General features: G+C 45.3%; 18 protein-coding genes. 14 read left to right on the top strand and 4 right to left on the bottom strand.

Annotation, left to right across the window (positions count from 1 at the left end; all coding sequences use genetic code 11):
• Positions 1–286 precede the first annotated feature (286 nt).
• The 3 genes from MKY44_RS28385 (at position 287) to MKY44_RS28375 (ending at position 1,913) form a co-directional block, all read left to right on the top strand.
• Positions 287–1,021, top strand: coding sequence for an SDR family NAD(P)-dependent oxidoreductase (locus MKY44_RS28385; protein ID WP_341009656.1), 735 nt, complete (start codon positions 287–289; stop codon positions 1,019–1,021).
• Positions 1,022–1,087: 66 nt separating this feature from the next.
• Entirely contained in the window at positions 1,088–1,507 is a 420-nt protein-coding gene (locus MKY44_RS28380) for a MarR family winged helix-turn-helix transcriptional regulator (protein ID WP_341009654.1), read from the top strand.
• 31 nt (positions 1,508–1,538) lie between these two features.
• Positions 1,539–1,913 (top strand): winged helix-turn-helix transcriptional regulator, encoded by a 375-nt coding sequence (locus tag MKY44_RS28375; RefSeq protein ID WP_063565814.1) that lies wholly within the window; start codon positions 1,539–1,541, stop codon positions 1,911–1,913.
• Between the two features lie 60 nt (positions 1,914–1,973).
• Here MKY44_RS28375 and MKY44_RS28370 read toward each other — a convergent pair whose 3' ends face one another.
• Positions 1,974–3,044 (bottom strand): SDR family oxidoreductase, encoded by a 1,071-nt coding sequence (locus MKY44_RS28370; RefSeq protein ID WP_341009650.1) that lies wholly within the window; start codon positions 3,042–3,044, stop codon positions 1,974–1,976.
• A gap of 249 nt (positions 3,045–3,293) precedes the next feature.
• Positions 3,294–3,791, bottom strand: coding sequence for a DinB family protein (locus tag MKY44_RS28365; RefSeq protein ID WP_341009649.1), 498 nt, complete (start codon positions 3,789–3,791; stop codon positions 3,294–3,296).
• A 175-nt stretch (positions 3,792–3,966) separates the two neighbouring features.
• Here MKY44_RS28365 and MKY44_RS28360 point away from each other — a divergent pair, with 175 nt between their 5' ends.
• The 6 genes from MKY44_RS28360 (at position 3,967) to MKY44_RS28335 (ending at position 12,246) form a co-directional block, all read left to right on the top strand.
• The gene (locus MKY44_RS28360) at positions 3,967–5,124 is read left to right on the top strand and encodes a response regulator (RefSeq protein ID WP_341009647.1); all 1,158 of its coding nucleotides are present in this window, start codon (positions 3,967–3,969) and stop codon (positions 5,122–5,124) included.
• Positions 5,125–5,127: 3 nt separating this feature from the next.
• On the top strand, positions 5,128–8,265 hold the full coding sequence (locus tag MKY44_RS28355; protein ID WP_341009646.1) for a hybrid sensor histidine kinase/response regulator: 3,138 nt from the start codon (positions 5,128–5,130) through the stop codon (positions 8,263–8,265).
• Positions 8,266–8,433: 168 nt separating this feature from the next.
• Positions 8,434–9,753 (top strand): ATP-binding protein, encoded by a 1,320-nt coding sequence (locus MKY44_RS28350; protein ID WP_341009644.1) that lies wholly within the window; start codon positions 8,434–8,436, stop codon positions 9,751–9,753.
• Positions 9,725–10,618: a response regulator gene (locus MKY44_RS28345; protein WP_341009642.1), complete on the top strand. Its 894-nt coding sequence runs from the start codon at positions 9,725–9,727 to the stop codon at positions 10,616–10,618. The genes MKY44_RS28350 and MKY44_RS28345 overlap by 29 nt, the downstream gene beginning before the upstream one ends.
• A 70-nt stretch (positions 10,619–10,688) precedes the next feature.
• A complete protein-coding gene (locus MKY44_RS28340; RefSeq protein ID WP_341009640.1) occupies positions 10,689–11,057 on the top strand; it encodes a DUF4180 domain-containing protein in 369 nt (122 codons plus the stop codon).
• Positions 11,058–11,121: 64 nt separating this feature from the next.
• Positions 11,122–12,246, top strand: coding sequence for an SGNH/GDSL hydrolase family protein (locus MKY44_RS28335; RefSeq protein ID WP_341009638.1), 1,125 nt, complete (start codon positions 11,122–11,124; stop codon positions 12,244–12,246).
• Between the two features lie 118 nt (positions 12,247–12,364).
• Here the strand turns inward: MKY44_RS28335 and MKY44_RS28330 are convergent, their stop codons facing one another.
• Complete coding sequence (locus tag MKY44_RS28330) at positions 12,365–12,931, bottom strand: dihydrofolate reductase family protein (protein ID WP_341009637.1); 567 nt, start codon at positions 12,929–12,931, stop codon at positions 12,365–12,367.
• A gap of 69 nt (positions 12,932–13,000) precedes the next feature.
• Here MKY44_RS28330 and MKY44_RS28325 point away from each other — a divergent pair, with 69 nt between their 5' ends.
• From MKY44_RS28325 to MKY44_RS28310, 4 genes are all read left to right on the top strand, one after another.
• Positions 13,001–13,909 carry a helix-turn-helix transcriptional regulator gene (locus MKY44_RS28325; RefSeq protein WP_341009636.1) on the top strand — a complete coding sequence of 303 codons (909 nt, stop codon included), beginning with the start codon at positions 13,001–13,003 and terminating at the stop codon, positions 13,907–13,909.
• 60 nt (positions 13,910–13,969) lie between these two features.
• Entirely contained in the window at positions 13,970–14,896 is a 927-nt protein-coding gene (locus tag MKY44_RS28320) for an oxidoreductase (RefSeq protein ID WP_341009634.1), read from the top strand.
• A 265-nt stretch (positions 14,897–15,161) separates the two neighbouring features.
• Positions 15,162–15,431, top strand: a complete 270-nt coding sequence (locus MKY44_RS28315; RefSeq protein WP_036611734.1) for a CD3324 family protein — start codon at positions 15,162–15,164, stop codon at positions 15,429–15,431.
• A 184-nt stretch (positions 15,432–15,615) separates the two neighbouring features.
• Positions 15,616–16,164 carry a hypothetical protein gene (locus MKY44_RS28310; RefSeq protein WP_341009633.1) on the top strand — a complete coding sequence of 183 codons (549 nt, stop codon included), beginning with the start codon at positions 15,616–15,618 and terminating at the stop codon, positions 16,162–16,164.
• A gap of 84 nt (positions 16,165–16,248) precedes the next feature.
• On the opposite strand, the gene MKY44_RS28305 is transcribed toward MKY44_RS28310, so the two are convergent.
• A complete protein-coding gene (locus MKY44_RS28305) occupies positions 16,249–17,109 on the bottom strand; it encodes a GNAT family N-acetyltransferase (protein WP_341009631.1) in 861 nt (286 codons plus the stop codon).
• Positions 17,110–17,377: 268 nt separating this feature from the next.
• Here MKY44_RS28305 and MKY44_RS28300 point away from each other — a divergent pair, with 268 nt between their 5' ends.
• Positions 17,378–17,971: a hypothetical protein gene (locus MKY44_RS28300; RefSeq protein WP_341009629.1), complete on the top strand. Its 594-nt coding sequence runs from the start codon at positions 17,378–17,380 to the stop codon at positions 17,969–17,971.
• Positions 17,972–18,086 lie beyond the last annotated feature (115 nt).

Here is an 18,086-nt window from a genome sequence, read left to right as displayed (position 1 = left end):
TGTTGCCTAGTTATGTGGGATAAGTCGGAAATGTCGCCTAAACCGAGCTTTTTTTCAACTGCGTTAGCTTCGCTAAGATATCCAAAATAAGTATATAGAGCTGTACTCGTTGCATTAAGGCAGTTACTTTGCTAGTATTTAGACATATAATAATTAGTCATCTAAATATTTCATGTCTAAATACCTTGGTTTCTTCAAGAAAGGGGCTTACGCATCATGTTAAGAATGAAAGACAAAGTAGCCCTAGTTACTTACAAATAAATAAAATACGTTAGGAGCATTTTACATGGGAAAATTAGATAATAAAGTAGCTATTATTACTGGCGGAGCCTCGGGAATCGGGGAGGGCATGGTTGATCTTTTTGCACAGGAAGGCGCCATCGTCATTGCAGCAGACATTAATGAGGAAGCACTGGAGAGAGCCAGCCAAAAAGAGAATGTGTACGGAATGAAGTTGAATGTATCTTCCGATGAAGGTTGGAAGGCACTGGCGAAAGTATTGAATGAACGTTTTGGAAAAATTGACATTCTGGTCAACAATGCAGGCATTTCTTCGGAGAAACCATTTGAGGAAATCAATGCACAGGATTGGCAGAAAATGCTTTCCATTAATGGTTTTGGCCCATTCGCTGGCATGAAACATGTCACTCCTTATATGGCAGCCCAGAAGAAAGGTTCCATCGTCAATATCTCATCATACACTGCTTTGATTGGACAAGGCTTTAACCATTACTCGGCATCTAAAGGCGCGGTACGTGCATTATCCAAAGCCGCTGCGACCACCTTCGGACGTCAAGGTATTCGGGTGAATGCTCTTTTTCCTGGGATCATTGAAACACCTATGACCCAATCCTTGAACACATCAAAAGAACTGCTTGAACGATTAATTCATGCAACGCCTTTACAGCGTCTGGGCCAGGCTATCGATATTGCCAAAGCCGCGTTGTTCCTAGCGTCGGATGATTCTTCGTACATTACAGGATCTGAACTGGTGATCGATGGTGGCTACTCAGCCCAATAGCGTGTAAAATGATGACAGCCCTTAAGTTGAATTAGGGCTGTTGTTTATTTTTTCGAGGAGGATCTAATGGAAGAACAGAACATTTTTGAGCTTATACACAACATGGATAATTTCACCAATAAATTGATCATACAATGGAACAAATCATTCAATGAGGACCTCGGTGTCTCTCATGTGCTTGTACTCAGCCATCTCCATCAGAATGGAAAAAGCCGACCTTCGGATATTGCAAAAAAATTAGGATTCACGCCGCCTACACTCAGTTATTTATCTGACAAGATGGTAGCCAAGGAATTAGTCGTCAGAATGGTAGATGAAGCGGACCGTCGCATTATTTATTTGAACATTACGGATAAAGGAGCCGAAGTCCTCGGAAGAGCCATATTGGAGGGCCAGAAGCTGCGCAAGAATTTATTCCAGAAATTAAGCGAAGAGGATCGAGAGCAATTAGTCCGTATTTTTGAGAAGATGAATCGGGAAGATTGATCAATAGCCTGGAAAGGAGACCGAAGGTGATATGGAGGAACCGCTCAAAGTATATAACACCGCAGTGGAAGCTTTTCTTGAAGTGATCGGGGGAAAGTGGAAGCCTGTTATTCTATTCCATCTTACCTTTGGCAAGAAACGTAATGGTGAGCTGATGAAACTGATCCCTGCTATTACCCAGAAAGTGTTGACTCAGCAACTTGGTGAACTAACGGAGGCGGGGGTTATTGTCCGTATTTCCCATCACCAGGTCCCGCCTAAAGTGGAGTATGAGTTAACAGAGTATGGGTGGAGTCTTAAAGAGATTCTTCATCTGATGTGTAGGTGGGGCGATATACACGTGGAGAATGTTTATGGTGATCGAGGAAAAATTCTGTTTAAGCCTCCGACTACTACGGACCGTTGAGTGACATTTATAAGCCGACTCTGAATTTCAGGGATCGGCTTATTATGCATTTTGTTTAATTTACGGAAGGATCTTGCGATCACGTAGATTTCTGAAAATATCCATAAACATAGTCTCAGTGTCAATGAAATCATGGAATCCGAAGCGGCGAGCTTTGGAACCATCTGCGAAGAAATCGTAATCCCACGAGAAGACAAAGTCACCAAATTCCCAGGAAGAGACATCGTCATAAGGGGTGTTTACCAAACCATACTTTTCAATCATGGAATTCCAAAGATTTTCTTTATCTGCCATCACTGTTGCAAGTGAAAGTTGCAGTGGAGGTGCTGTTTCCAATTCGAAAAACGCAGCGATTTTGGGCCATAGCTCATTCCAGCGAAACAGATCACCATTGGTGATATTAAATGCCTGATTGGCACAGCGAGGTTCGGTTGCTGCCCATACGGTTGCATGAGCCAGCAATGTCGCATCAGTCATTTCAAGAAGCGAATGATACGCCCCTGGTTTTCCGGGAAATCGTAATGGCAAGTTAAGCTCCTTGGAGATAGACGCATACATGCCAATAACCATGGCAAGGTTCATTGGATTACCCAGGGCGAATCCACATACCACAGAAGGGCGCAGAGCTGACCAGGTCCAGCTGCTTCCGGGTTGCCGATCCTCGAGAAATTGTTGCTGATTGACATTGAATTCAGGGGGCATATGATATGCGTCCGTTTCTTTGGCAGGTGTTTTGAAAGGACCCAGATGTGCACCGTACACTTTATAACCTTGCATTAGGCTAATATGTTGGAGATTTGGAGCGATCGGTTCGATGGTATTCACCACATTGACGAGCATGGTTAGGTTGGGCTGTACCAATTCGGCCCAAGTTGGGCGATCCTGATACGCGGCGTAGAAAATATGCGTAACCGTCGTTAAATGACTCAGTTTGTCTTGTGTGTCTGCTTCGTTCAGTAAATCAGCTGATATATAACGTAAACCGGGGGCATCTTCCCCTCCGCGGCGAGATACACCAATGACATTCCATTGCGGAAGTGTCATCAGATAATCAATAAGGTTTCTTCCAATGACGCCTCCAGCACCAATGACAAGTGCGGTGTAACGGGTAACGGATTGTTCGGGTTTCAATGGACATGCTCCTCTCTTCTTCTGTTCATATTGTGGGTCAGAAAAAGAAGGATGAGAAGTACGCACCTCAAAGTCATATACGTACTTTGAAGTAATATATGAGCCTGGAGCAGGATATGAGCGTTATAATTGGCACTTCAAAGGAGGTTAATTACCTATAACCACAAGAAGCTGTAAAAGGAACAATTGTCCTTTCACAGCTTAGATGTGTCTGTATATTCGTTCAATAGATCTGTTGGTAAATATCGTTTACGCCGGGAAACCGCCACCTGGAGGCGGCCATGCGCCGTAGAAGCGACGTAGCAGAACAATCTCCCCTAGATGGTACGAGTTATGGGAGGCGATATTGCGCAGAAGTCCTGCTTTAGTTTCACCCGGGAAATAGAGCAGTGGATCATCTAATTGTGCAGTTTCTGCAATGGCTACGGCTTGATCAACTCCATCCAAGAATGCCTGAATATCTGCCTTCCACGTCGCTTCGTCCTGTGGACCCTTCTCTTCAGGCCAGCTTTCACTCACGTTAGCAGGGAGCTGTGGCTTGCGTCCTTCCAAGTGTTCGAGCATGAATTGCTGCCAATAATGCATGTGCTTCACCAACTGATAGATCGTATATGGCATGGCATCGTGCGTACGAGTAGCAAGTGTGACATCGATATCGGGTAGAGCACGGGCGATGCGGATATGACCGCGTTCCCCCACTAATGATTTGACAAGGGTTTGCCCAAAGCTTTGATTAACATCTGACATATGGTACCTTCCTCTCTTCCAAGACCGGATCTTATAACCTGTCTTCTGTTTAGTATTATACAATTAAATTGCTAAAAATTAAAAATGGATAACCAAGAACCCTAAATACTTAAAATGCCTATGATATAATAGTGAAAATAAATCTCAAGACCTCAGGGTCGAGGAGGAAGCTCCTGTGAAAGTGATATTGGTTGACGACGAACGTCTAGCGTTGATAGGCCTTCAAAAATCACTAGAAAAAGAAGTAAGCGGCATTGAAATTATCGCTACATATATGAATCCAACAGAGGCTGTGGCGGGTATTGTGGAGCACCGTCCTGATGTTGTGTTTCTGGATATTCATATGCCGGAGATGGATGGTATGGATCTGGGAAGACAGATTCAGGCGGCAACACCGGGCACCGAAATTATATTTGTGACCAGTTACGATCAATATGCGGTCCATGCTTTCGAACTACAGGCTTTGGACTATGTGATGAAGCCCATCCAAAAGGATCGATTGAAGCAGACGGTGAGCCGCGTAAGAGAGAAACTGAGCGTAAAACGGGAACAGCGGTCAAAGGATACAAACGTACCTTTAATTTGCTGTTTTAATCAGATTCAGTTTAAGCTTCCAGGAAAGGAAATCCAGGTTGCCAAATGGCGTACAAGCAAGGCGCAGGAGCTGTTTGCATACTTGCTTCACCACCGGAACCAGGTCATCCATCGCAGTGTTCTGCTGGAGCTTCTGTGGCCGGGAATGGAAGAGGAGAAGACGGCACACCAACTCTACACTGCGATTTATCATGTCCGCCAAACCCTGAAAACTTGCAATATGAATATGATCACGATTCAGAGTGGGCACCTGGAGGCAGGCTATCGACTCGAATTGGGTGAGGCTCAGTTGGATAGTGAGCAGTGGGAACGGGAATTCAGGCAATGGAAAGTCGTAGACGCAAGTACCGTTCATGCCTATGAGCAAGCGCTTCATCTATATAAGGGTACCTATCTTGGCAATTATGAGTACATGTGGGCTGAACCTGAGCGGGAAAGATTACGCTATCTGTGGCTGTATCATATGAGACAACTAAGTCTGTATTACCAGCAGCATGGGCTGGCGGAAAAAGTGGTCGAGTGTACACAACGTATCCAGCATATGCTTCCGGATGAAGAAGAAAGTTATTTTATGCTAATGAAGTTATATGATGAAATGCACAACGATCTCGGTGTGGAGGAGCAGTATCGTCTCTTAACCACCAGAATGGAGCAAGATTTGGAGATACCGATCAGTGAGGACATTACCGAATGGTATCAGGACTGGAAGCTCGGTTTAACCAAAGTCATGAAAAAATAATTAATGAAATTACTTCAAACGAAACGTATGGACCGTTACAAATATTTGATCATCATGCTAATCATTTTTGGAGTGTTAATTGGCATGCGCTCGGTATGGTCAGAGATATTCAACACAGTAGATGAGCATCGCGCCGTTAACGGGGTGCTTGATTTGAGAGATGTGGATCTGGATCAGTCCCCTGTCATGTACTTGAATGGGGAATGGGAACTTTACCCGGATGAGTTGCTGACCCAACAAGATATTGCGAAGAGGAATGGCGGTGCGAAGAGTGTTCAGGTCCCAGGAGACTGGGGTAGTGCAGGGATTCAGGAACAAGAGAGTTCGTTCGGGTACGGAACGTATCGCTTGCGCATTTTGACAGATCCGCTTCAGACACCTGTTACCTTCTGGTTCAAGGGAATCCGAAGTTCATCCGAGGTTGAGATGAATGGATACAACGACGGGGGTATGGGTGAGGTCTCCGCGGATAGCAGTACATATATACCCCGAAGCACTTCATATACAGCGACCTATGATCAGGAAGGAACAACCTCCATTGAACTATTGGTTCGTGTAGCCAATTACGACAGCCCGTATTTGGGCGGAATTAGCAAACCTGTTCGCTTTGGTTCACAGGCAGCTGTTGATTTTTCGCGTTGGTATTCCATTGGTTTTCAGATGCTCACCTTTCTGGTTATGCTCCTCCACGGCATGTATGCCTGTATTCTTTACGCATTTAATCGACAGGAACGTTCCTTGCTGGTTGGAGCCGTATTAACTTTATCTGTTGGCATCACGGTTACGATGGGTCATGACAATATATTGATGTTATGGCTTCCAATTAATTATACCTGGGGCATTAAAATTCGATTGATCTCATTGTTGCTGCAAAATGCTTGTATCCTTCTGTTATTCCAGAGATTAACGATGGTTCATGTACGAAAGGCATGGCTACAGTGGCATGTTGTCATGACCTTGATCTATACGGCCGTGATTGTGGTGGTGCCCATTCATATTACATATGCCATGATCCATTACAACGTCATTAACCTATTTTTTCTTGTATCCATGATCTGGTTTCTATACATCGTTGGAACGATGATCTTCAGGAAACAGGCGGACCGGGATATTGTTTTTCTGCTGCTTACTGCAGGAGGCATTACATCCAACCTGATATGGAGTGTGGCCGAGACAGCCAAAGATGTGACAACTGTCTATTATCCTATCGACATCATCTTTGCGATTACGGGCTTCTCTGCCTATTGGTTCAAGAAATACTTCAGGAATGTCAGGGAGAATATGAAGCTGAATACAGAGCTGCAGAAGGGCGACAAAATTAAAGATCAGTTCTTGGCAAATACATCACATGAACTGCGGACCCCACTGCACGGGATCATTAACATCGCTCACAACGTGGTCACCCGAGAGAAAAACCGGTTGGATGAACGGAGCCTGGAGGATATGGAGTTGCTGATTACGATCGGTCGCCGGATGTCACATCTCCTTGGTGATCTACTGGATGTAGTCCGACTGAAGGAGCACCGCATTGTGTTGCGTCAGAGTCCTCTTTCCATACAGTCGGTTGTGCCTGGCATTATCGCCATGCTGCAATTCATGGCAGAACGCAAACCAGTCCACCTTCATATGGAGATTCCGGAATCGTTCCCTCAGGTGATGGCTGATGAAGAAAGGCTTGTTCAGATTTTGTATAATCTACTGCATAACGCGCTTAAACATACAGAGGTAGGAACGATATCCGTAAGTGCCGAAATTCGTGAAGGACATGCTCTGATTCATGTGACCGATACAGGCATTGGCATGGATGAGGATACACGGATGCGCATTTTCCTCCCATATGAACAAGGGTCGTATGGAATCAGTGATGGACAAGGCATCGGGCTTGGACTGAACATCTGCAAAGAGCTGGTAGAACTGCACGGCGGGGCACTTACGGTACGCTCGGAACTCGGAAAGGGCTCGGTATTCAGCTTCGATCTACCACTCGCGGATGAAGCCGCCGATCAGGCTCAGTCACAACTTCCCCTGATATGGGAACAGGCCGCCGAGATGATGGAAGATGCACCTAGCGGATTCCTGTTACCCCGCCAAGGTATGGGGGACGCGGAAGTCTTGGCGACAGCAGAAATGGCTCCGTTGTTACAAGAGGGGAGAGCTACCATTCTGGCTGTGGATGATGATCCGGTGAATCTGGATGTGTTGGTCAGCATTCTTTCGACGGAACCATATGATATAACTACAGCAGGTTCGGGTCAGGAAGCGATGGAATTGCTCGGCACACGTCAGTGGGATCTGCTCATTACGGATGTGATGATGCCCAATATGTCCGGATATGAGTTAACCAAGAAGGTGAGGGAACAATTCTCGATGTCTGAGCTTCCAGTGTTATTGTTGACTGCACGAAGCCAGCCGCCGGATATATATACCGGTTTTGCGTCGGGGGCCAATGATTATGTCACGAAGCCTGTAGATGCGGTGGAACTGAAATATCGGATACGTGCATTGACCATGCTAAATCAGTCTATCCAAGAGCGACTGCGCATGGAGGCCGCGTATTTACAGGCTCAGATTCAGCCTCACTTCCTATTTAATACGTTGAATTCACTTATGGTTTTAAGTGATATTGATACAGAGCATATGCGGAAGCTTGGCGATGCTTTTTCATCCTATTTACGGATCAGCTTCAACTATCTCAACACAGGGGAACTGGTGAAATTATCATATGAGCTGGAACTCGTTGAAGCCTATCTTTTTATTGAAAAAACACGATTTGAAGATCGATTGTCGGTGGTATTAAACGTAGAGCCGGACCTTCCGTTGCTTCTCCCGCCGCTATCAATTCAGCCTTTGATTGAAAATGCCGTCAGACACGGACTATTAAGCCGCAATGTAGGCGGTACGTTATGTCTATCCATCACTCGCCATGAGGGTTATACCCGTATTGAGGTGAAGGATAATGGTAAAGGCATCGAACCGGAGAAGGTTGCAGAGCTGCTACATGCTACGCCAGGAGGAAAAGGTGGAATAGGCATTGTGAATACAAACCGCAGATTGCTGCAACGGTATGGTCAGGGATTATCGATCGTAAGTGAGCCGGGTGAGGGAACGATGGTTTCATTTGATATTCCGGATGAGGTATAAGGAAAAGGCCGCAGAAGTGAAAACTTCCGGCCTTTTTGTTCTGCTTGCGTGTTCATTCCCTAATTTTAATTATTTCTAATGCTTCTTTCATATGTTAGTATATTTAACATTAGAAGCGCGGGTTCCGGCATTGGGCGCTAAACGTTGTTATAGTGGGTGAAAAGATCGATGCGCAATTGGGTCAAAAATGAGAATGTGCAGATGACGGCCATTGCCTTTACCACTGCGGTAGGGGCGCAATTCAAGATAAATCCGTTCCGGGAAGATTACTTCCGAATCGGGCTGGGGGTTAGCATCCTTTTATTTCTGCTGATGATCATGCCACACTTGTCTTATGTAAAGACAGGAATCCTGACAGGCATCGCGAATTTGCTGTTTCAGTCAGCAGATCTCATCAATCATGTACAGACGGTGTCCATACTGGAAAGCATGCGGGACAATCTGGGGGCAGGTGTGTATTATGTGGTCTTTGCCTATGGGCTTAGCAAGTTCAAGCATCGATTCCATGAGATGCAGCCTCTTCTGCTCGGCGGGTTAATCACATGTATCGATTTCTCCTCTAATCTTGTTGAGCTTCTTCTTCGCGGAATGTTAAGCGGGACCAATATCTTTTATATGAAGGAATGGTTGTATCTGCTTGTGGTAGGTGGTCTGCGAAGTTACTTTGTGATTGGGTTATATAACAGCATTGCGGTGAGGCAGATGAGGCTATTACATGCAGAGCAGGAGAAGCGGATGGAGCAGATGCTGAGTGTGAACTCGGGTCTGTATGGCGAGGTCTTTTACCTGAAGAAAGCGATGAATACGATTGAAGGCATTACGGCAGACAGCTATGATCTATATCGCGATCTCCGGGAGCAGGACATGAATCAATACAGTCAGCGCACCCTGGGCATCGCTCAGCAGATTCATGAAGTGAAGAAGGATTCACAACGTATTCTAGCGGGTCTGCTGAAGCTGTATGATAACGAAAAAGCAGTCAACATGAGCCTGTCTGAAGTGCTGAACTTTGCCAGCAAAGCAAACCGAAAATATAGCGAAATGCTGCATAAGCAGGTCGAGATCGATATTGAGCAACAATATGATTGTGAGTCTCCGTATTACATTCCTCTTCTCACGGTAATGAATAACCTGATTGCCAATGCGGTAGAAGCGATTGAGCATGACGGGACGGTCCGAATTCATGTATATGAGCAAGAAGATGACGTGCATTTCGTCGTGATGGATTCTGGAAAAGGCGTACCTGAAGCCAAACGGGATGTTATCTTCGAACCGGGCTATACAACAAAATTCAATGAAGTTGGCATTGCCGCGACGGGTATTGGCCTGTCCCATGTACGTGATATCGTTCAGTCGTTGGCGGGACAAATTAAGGTAGAGTCGGCGCCTCCGGGAGAGACAGGGACAACATTTGCTATAACTATTCCCAAAATGAATCTAATCAAGGGGGGCGATGTCGATGACACTTTCTATCATGATAGTGGATGATGATGTGGTAAGCCGGAGTATGCTGCATGATATCATTGAATCCTGTGGAATCGGCGAGCTTGCAGGCATGGCAGAGGGCGGTATAGAAGGGGCACGCATGATTATGGATCTGTGTCCTGATGTGGTGTTGATTGATCTGCTGATGCCGGATCAGGACGGAATTGAGACGGTAGCGAAACTGAAGCACGGCGGTTATACCGGGAAATTCATCATGATCTCTCAGGTGGAGAACAAGGAGATGGTAGGGGCGGCCTACCAGAACGGAATTGAATTTTTCATTCATAAACCGATTAATCGGGTGGAAGTGGAGCATGTGCTCAGCAAAGTGAATGACCAGTGGAAGTATGAACGTTACGTGCTGGAGATCAAGCAGTCGATGGCCCGATTGAATCTGGTGGAAGCGCCGGCCCCTGCCCAAGGTCGGACGGTGCGAGATGCGGCAAGAAGCATTCTGATGGATCTGGGGATCATCGGAGAAAGTGGTAGCAAGGATATTGTGGCTCTCATGGAGTATGCGATTGATCAGAAGCAGGTCGCGGAGTGGCCGCCACTGAAGGATTCCTATGAAGCGGTGGCCCAAACTTACAAGTCTACGCCCAAAGATGTGGAGAAAGAGAGCAAGGCGATGGAACAGCGCATTCGCAGAACGGTAATTGCCGCGTTAACAAACATGGCCTCGATTGGACTCACCGATTATAGCAACCATAAGTTTGAACATTATGCTCCCCTCTACTTCGACTTCCAGGATGTACGGATGAAGATGAGAGCCATGGAAGAAGATCAGGCAGGCGACAAAGGCAAGGTGAATATCAAAAAGTTCCTGCATGTGTTCTACATGGAGACGATTGAAAAGATGAATAACTAAATAACTAAATATTAACTGAGATATGTTATCTCTTAACCAAAAGCTGATGTTCAGAGGAGGAGAAAGTGAAATGAACATAACTATTGATCAGCAAGGTAATTCCAAGATCGCCATTATTGAAAGTAATGGCATCGTCATCAACAATGCTCAAGATGCACTGGATTTGATGGCTTCGGTAAGGTATAGCGATGATGCTGATAAACTCATTATCGACAAATCGAACATCACGGAAGAGTTCTTCGAACTGAAAACCAAGCTTGCAGGCGAGATTTTGCAGAAATACGTGAACTATCATGTTAAGCTTGCTATTGTGGGAGATTTCGAAGGACATAACAGCAAGAGCCTGAGAGATTTCATCTATGAGTGCAACAATGGCAAGCATGTTTTCTTTTTGAAAAACAAAGAGGAAGCGCTTCAAAAGTTGCATAATATCAGTTAAGTGTACATCCGAGGCATGTAAAGAGCCTGCTTATAATCTGAGCCAAACGTAGGAGGTTTGCACCGTGATATCTAATGAGAATTTAAAGGTATATGCTCTGCCTGAGATCGGAAATCTTAAAGTGCATGGCAGAACAACTCAAGAGCGATCGCCGTTGACGTTATTTTGGACCGGGAGTGCAGTTGAACTCAATGTACGGGGCTCCGAACTATGGATCGAGGTAGAGTCCCAATATGATATCTATGAGACATGGATCAGCATTTTGATCAACGGTGTTTCGGTAAGCAGACAGATGTTAACGGCGGGAAGATACTGGGTCTGTGTATTCCGGGGAATGAACGCGGATGTGGTGAAGAATGTTCGGATCGTTAAGGATGTTCAAGCGATGAGTGGTGACCCGGGTTGTACCTTGCAGATTCATGCGGTGAAATCGGATGGAGCATTCCTGCCTGTGCAGGAAAAACCGTACAAGATCGAGTTCATTGGTGACAGTATTACATCTGGCGAAGGTGCGATTGGAGCGAAAGCGGAGGAAGATTGGATTCCGATGTGGTTCAGCGCCATACATAATTATACGTTTATGACAGCAGAGGCATTGAGTGCAGAATACCGGGTCATCTCGCAAAGTGGCTGGGGTGTGCTGACAAGCTGGGATAACAATCCAAAGGGGAACATCCCTGAGTATTACGAACAGGTCTGTGGCTTGCTTACTGGTGAACGTAACGAAGCGTTAGGTGCAGGAGATCAGCATGATTTTGGTTCATGGCAGCCGGATGTGGTAGTCGTGAACCTGGGAAGCAATGATGGAGGTGCATTTCAGTCACCTGAGTGGAAAGATACCGACACTGGCAAGGTGTACAAGCAGCGGCTGAACGAGGACGGAACGTATCATGAAGAGGATCTGACCGCTTTTGAGGAAGCAGTGGAGCAGTTCCTGTTCAAACTTCGGAAAAACAATCCGGATGCAAAACTCGTATGGGCTTATGGCATGCTTGGTTTTCCCATGATGCCTGCCATCTACCGCGCGGTTGATGCGTATATGAAGGGGACAGGAGACCGCAAGGTCTCAATCATCCAGCTTCCTGATACAACCGAAGAGACGGTAGGGGCGCGTACTCATCCAGGCGAGTTATCTCACCGTAGGACGGCAGAGGTGTTAGCGGAATATGTGCGAGGCATGCTAGGATAGCTTGAAACATGGTAATAGAAAGACCACTCTTTCATGAACAGTACCCCAATGGTTAGATGGTGTCTAACTTTATGAGGTCCCTTTATCATAAGAGTGGTCTTTTTCCTTTTCTACTTATCTAGGCATTCGAGGGTTTATCCGTTGTGTCGCTGTTTTGTACCTCATAACGGATCGAAATGATCTGTCCGAGCGTCTGTGTTCGGAGCATTTTAAATTGACTTGGCACCGTGCCTGCCGGGAATAAGGGGATGCCTTCACCAAGAATTTTGGGAATGATGGCAACCTCAATCTCATCCAGTATTTTTTTTGCTAACACAGCTTGAACCAATATACCGCCACCCACAATCCACACATCTCCATCAGAAGTTTGCTTTAACCGGGGAATGAGCGTATCTACCGTCTCGGTTGTAAACTGTACATGCGGAGCGGGCGGCTGTTCTGAGCGAGAAAGCACATATGTTGGCCGATCCGCATAGGGGAATTCTTCAGAAAGTGTGAGCACCTCTTCATACGTATGACGTCCCATAACAAGGCTACCGATCGTCTGATAGAAGGCGGCATACCCGTTATCTCCTCCGTCACCCTCCACATCAAATAACCAATCTACCGAACCGTCCAGTCTTGCAATATATCCATCTAAACTCATAGCAATGTACAAAATTGTTTTGTTATCAGACATGTTCATCGCTCCCTTCTACAATGTATGATACACTTTAACTATGACAAAAGTTGACGTAGTTAGGGTGTTGAATAAATGAATCATCGGAAATTGGCGATCATGCGCCTGATGGATTCCAGACAGAAGTTCACTGCCCGGGAACTGGCAGAGCGGTTTGATGTATCGGTTCGTACAATTCAGCGAGATCTGGATGCATTGCAGGCGCTGGGTTTTCCTTTGTACACAGAAGTTGGCGTGAACGGAGGATATCGGGTGTTGCCCAATCGGATTTTGCCACCTCTTCAACTGACACAGCAGGAGGCATTAGGGCTATTTATGATGCTGGAATATCTACAGCAAGTCCCGGATTTTCCGTATGGATCGATGCGTGAACATCTGGCTGAGCAGTATTTCTCTACTTTGCCCGAAGATGTACAGGATCTGATTATGAGAATGAGAGAGCATATCACCTTTGTCCAGCACCCCGGTGGGCATTCCGAGCCTTTAACAACAGCGATATTGGGTGTAGCAGTAGAAAAGAGAGAAATCGAATTTATGTATCATGCCCGCAGTGGTCGTAAAAAATTCCAAGTCTTTCCCTATGGCATCTACTATGAGCAGGGACATTGGTACATGCCAGCCCGGAATAAGGATCGCGTATTGTTGTATCGGGTGGATCGCATGCAGCAGTTGGCTGTTATGGAATCGGTGGATGAATCTGTTCCCAGTCTGAAGGCATGGCTAGATGCCAAAGAAGATAGAGCAAGCGTAGAAGTGGTGCTGCATTTCACGGAATTTGGAGCGAGGATTGCTGCGTCAGATGTGTTGTTCAAGTCGGTTCAAGATAACGAATGGCGCGGACTGGTTCCGCCTGAGGAGTTTTCTTTTACAGCCCGGAAATTACTCTCCTATGGGCCGGAAGTGAAGGTGGTGTCTCCGCTCGAACTGCAACAGCAGGTTAGAGGGATGCTGGAACGGAGTTTAAGTCAGTATGGTAGGGGATAAGAGCTTTCAAACGCTGGATATTAGGGTATCAAGGAAGAGATAGGAAAGGTGTGTAGACAAATGAGCGAAGTTTGGACTAAAGACATCATCCCGACTGTATCCGATAAAGTAGTGATTGTGACAGGTTCGAACGGCGGGTTAGGGTATGAAACGGCATTAGCGTTGGCTGAAAAAGGCGCAAAAGTTATCCTTGCAGTTCGTAATCTGGAAAAAGGTGAAAAGGCAGCTAATAAAATAAAGTCGTCTGTGCAAGTAGCTGGAGAGGTAATCGTTATGCAGCTCGACCTTAGCGATTTAGCTAGTATTCGTAAGTTCGCAGTTGCTTTTCTTGAGCAATACGATTCTTTGTCCATTCTCGTTAATAATGCAGGAATTATGAACCCTCCATTCCAGTTGACGAAAGATGGCTTTGAATTACAGTTTGGTAGTAATCATCTAGGCCATTTTGCGCTTACGGGTCTACTATTGCCTCGATTGATCTCTACTCCGAAATCGAGAGTTGTCACTGTAAGTAGTATGGCAGCTCATAATGGTGCGATTGATTTTAATAATTTAGATGGCTCCAAAGGATATAATCCCATGAAGTTCTACAGTCAAAGCAAGCTAGCCAATCTGATGTTTGCGAGAGAGCTGCAGAATAAATTTAATTCCGCCCATATGGATTCCATGAGTATCGCCGCTCATCCAGGAATTTCGCATACCAATCTATTTTCCTTCGGTTCGGGGAAAGAGACCAATATATTCATGCGCAGTCTTTTGAAAATCATTAGTCAACCGGCACATATGGGGGCATTACCTACCTTATATGCTGCAGCAGATCCGACGATCAAGGGAGGGGAGTATATTGCTCCTAGTGGTATGGGCGGCACTAAGGGCTATCCCAAGAGCGCTAAGATCATCGAAAAATTATATGACGCTAACATTTCAAACAAGCTATGGAGCGTATCAGAAGAATTAACAGGGGTTTATTACAGATTTGATGTGTAGATTTTGCCATGAAGGAAAATAAACCTTATTATGGTATGGATAGTTGAAAATTCTTCAGCACGAATATGATTGAATGGGGGGCTACCATGATTCGATTCATAAGAAGTTTCACGACCCGCTCTATGCAGAGTCCATGTGATGAACAACGGCGGTTGTTTGCATAGAGCTTGAAATTCTTTTCCGCCATACTTATAGTGCATATCTAATGCGTTCATCTTACGACTCTGCTGCCTTAAAGATTTTAACTTTTAAGGAGTGGAGCAACGTGAAATATATTAATGCGGATACAATCTTCCCGGAAGAATTGCTCAAAGAAATACAGCGTCATATCTCTGGTGGCCTGATCTATATTCCAAGGCCCAAGGATGCTCATAAGAAGTGGGGCGAGAACTCGGGTGGCAGAAGGATTGTCCGGGAGCGGAACGACGAGATCCGCCAGCTTTTTGCTGCCGGAACAACCATCGATCAGCTTGCGGACCAATACTGTTTATCCATTGATAGCATCAAGAAAATTGTGTATTGCAAAAAGGGATGAAACTATAGAAGCCATGTTCGAACAATCGAATGTGGCTTTTTCCTGTAAGAATAAAGAATGGTTATTAAGGATTCTTTACATATTCGAGGTTATTAACTGCGCTTACAATTAAATTGACGGTATTAGGATGCGCGTTGAGAGTTCATGAAATAAGTTTTCAAATCATCTGGTAAGGTTGGTGAATATGCATATAGAAGTGAAATTAACGAATAAAGACGAGGCGTATGTGATTAAAAATATGTACCCGCTATACCTGCATGATCTATCTGGACATTATGGTCTGGGTGGAGAGCATACCCCGAATGAACATGGCATTTTCGAACCTAGTCCGGATTATAAAACGTTACAGGATCAGTATGATGTACAGAACATATGGTGGGAAAAACCGGAGTGTCTTTATCCGTTCCTAATGATGGTGGATGACCTACCGGCAGGTTTTGCATTTGTGGTTACTCCGCCATATTGCTCACAAGGCACGGATTTCTTTGTACATGATTTCTTTCTGATGCAGCCGTTTCGAGGTGTAGGCGTTGCGGAACACGTGGCATCGATGATCTTCGGCATGTTTAGAGGAAGCTGGGAGTTGTTCACCAATCCATCGGAGAAAAATAAGATTGGCCAATCTTTCTGGCGAAAAACAGTGGCTAATTATACCAAAGGTAACTATCGGGAGATGTACGGGCAAACGTTCGATGGTTATAAATTAATTTTTCAATTCTCGAATCAACTCTGAAAAATTAAGTACGGATCTGTATCTAATATAAAGAGAGAGAACGTCTCCCTTTGAGGAAAACGCTCTCTCTCTCTCCTTTGCCTCTTATAAAGTACCGTTGAAATAGTGATACTCGGAATTCACTTCAAAACCAACACTGCGGTACAGATTCAAAGCGCGTTTGTTCTCGGTAACAACGGATAGGCGAATATCTGTGTAACTTTGTTTCCTTAGGAGATCAACCAGGATGCTAAGCGCAGTACGCCCCAGTTTCTGTCCCTGATAAGCAGGCAAGATACAGAAGTTATGAATAAATGCGGTTGTCTCATTAATGGAGTTAACCCGTACCAGCCCAACAGGCAGTTGATTCTGCCATACAATATAGGTGACTCGGCTGGGTTCATTCGTTTGCATAAAGTACTCGCGTGTCCAGTCCTCCGAATCTCCAAAGGCTTGGGATGAGCAAGTGACCATAAACTCCATATCCTCGGTTTCTGCCACGGACAACGTTAGTTCAGGTGGCTCCACAACGGAAAGGACCTCATTCACAAGTTGCATCGAGTACTCCGCACGATCATAAATGGCTCCAAGGGATTGGGCAGTAAGAACACCCGGAGATAAGCCCTGAGGAACGCGATAACTGAGTTGGTTGATCCCCTGTGGTTTCATGTCCAGGATGGCCCTTTTCAGTAGGCTGCTGAACACACCTTGGCGACGATACTGTGGATGTACGATGGCATTAATATTCCTGGTTATGCCGTCGGATGGATACCAGCTGAGCAGTCCTACCAAATCACCGTGGCTATAACAGAGGAGCGCGTGGTCTCCGTCTTTTTTGCTAATATGGTCAAGGTCTGCTTTCAGATGCACGGAATCGAGCTGTTTACATTGTTGTTCGAGCAAAATAATGGCTTCAATCTGTTCCTTGGAGTTATAGACCATGGGAACGACTTGATAAGTTGACATAGCTTTCACACCTTCAATGTTGAAGGAAACACGCAGTTATTGGACCCGTAGGCGCTATCCTTCGAGAGTTGGCCCAGTTGTAATTTTGATCATCAACATTATCTCCTCCATATCACTTTCCGATGACTATAACACAATCTATGATAAAGATGACACCCAATGGATGTAATTCACTGGGTGTCTGTTCAGATACGCCCAATAACTGGACATTATATCCTATTAAAGGGATAATTGAGAGTAATACTGACGAGAAAGGGAGGGGTTAACCATGCGCAAGTTGGCATATGTGATGGGTATATTATTTCTTTCCGCCGCCATGTTAATGGGATGTACACCATCTGAACCAGCGGAAAGCACTGAACCCGTCACTCCACCAGCAACGGAGCAGCCAAGTGATACGGGGGACCAGAAGGCGACTGCGGAGGAGCAGCAACAAGCGCTCGAAATGTCGCTGGAGTATAAGACAACAGAACTCACTGTGAATGGCAAGGACTATAAGGATACGTTAGAGATGGAAGGGTTATTGGCCAAAGGAGACACGATGAAGCCATTCCTGACCTCCAGGAATTATGAGGCTTACATGGCTAATCGATATATTGTCTTGCCTCTTCAGGTTGCACACATCGAACAAGCGAAACTGCATCCTGAAAATATACAAACCAAGATCAAAGATAACAAGAGCGACTGGATTCTGGTGGAATACACGCTTGATCTGAAATTTACAGACGAGAACGGCAAGGAGTTCAAGTCCATTCCGTTATCGGGCGATATCACCTTTTTGCAGGATCAGGGAGAATGGCGCATTCAGGATGATACGTACAACAGGGATGCATTCGCAGACATCATTAATAATTCACTGTAGTTCATGAAGTGTCTGTGAATCTGGCACATACAGATTGTGCTGGAATTATCCATTACGAATAAGCTCTTTCATATTAAGTACGCACTTCAAAGTGCGTACTTTTTTGTGGGTGTGT

It is taken from the genome of Paenibacillus sp. FSL R7-0026 (genome assembly GCF_038004485.1).
GTDB classification, from domain to species: domain Bacteria; phylum Bacillota; class Bacilli; order Paenibacillales; family Paenibacillaceae; genus Paenibacillus; species Paenibacillus xylanexedens_A.
This window is presented reverse-complemented; position numbering and strand designations above follow the sequence as displayed.

Bases quoted from the DNA above. Each gene is read 5' to 3' on its own strand.
- MKY44_RS28385 (WP_341009656.1), top strand. From the start codon at position 287: ATGGGAAAATTAGATAATAAAGTAGCTATTATTACTGGCGGAGCCTCG.
- MKY44_RS28380 (WP_341009654.1), top strand. From the start codon at position 1,088: ATGGAAGAACAGAACATTTTTGAGCTTATACACAACATGGATAATTTC.
- MKY44_RS28375 (WP_063565814.1), top strand. From the start codon at position 1,539: ATGGAGGAACCGCTCAAAGTATATAACACCGCAGTGGAAGCTTTTCTT.
- MKY44_RS28365 (WP_341009649.1), bottom strand. From the start codon at position 3,791: ATGTCAGATGTTAATCAAAGCTTTGGGCAAACCCTTGTCAAATCATTA.
- MKY44_RS28355 (WP_341009646.1), top strand. From the start codon at position 5,128: ATGAAATTACTTCAAACGAAACGTATGGACCGTTACAAATATTTGATC.
- MKY44_RS28350 (WP_341009644.1), top strand. From the start codon at position 8,434: ATGCGCAATTGGGTCAAAAATGAGAATGTGCAGATGACGGCCATTGCC.
- MKY44_RS28345 (WP_341009642.1), top strand. From the start codon at position 9,725: ATGACACTTTCTATCATGATAGTGGATGATGATGTGGTAAGCCGGAGT.
- MKY44_RS28340 (WP_341009640.1), top strand. From the start codon at position 10,689: ATGAACATAACTATTGATCAGCAAGGTAATTCCAAGATCGCCATTATT.
- MKY44_RS28330 (WP_341009637.1), bottom strand. From the start codon at position 12,931: ATGAACATGTCTGATAACAAAACAATTTTGTACATTGCTATGAGTTTA.
- MKY44_RS28325 (WP_341009636.1), top strand. From the start codon at position 13,001: ATGAATCATCGGAAATTGGCGATCATGCGCCTGATGGATTCCAGACAG.
- MKY44_RS28320 (WP_341009634.1), top strand. From the start codon at position 13,970: ATGAGCGAAGTTTGGACTAAAGACATCATCCCGACTGTATCCGATAAA.
- MKY44_RS28310 (WP_341009633.1), top strand. From the start codon at position 15,616: ATGCATATAGAAGTGAAATTAACGAATAAAGACGAGGCGTATGTGATT.
- MKY44_RS28305 (WP_341009631.1), bottom strand. From the start codon at position 17,109: ATGTCAACTTATCAAGTCGTTCCCATGGTCTATAACTCCAAGGAACAG.
- MKY44_RS28300 (WP_341009629.1), top strand. From the start codon at position 17,378: ATGCGCAAGTTGGCATATGTGATGGGTATATTATTTCTTTCCGCCGCC.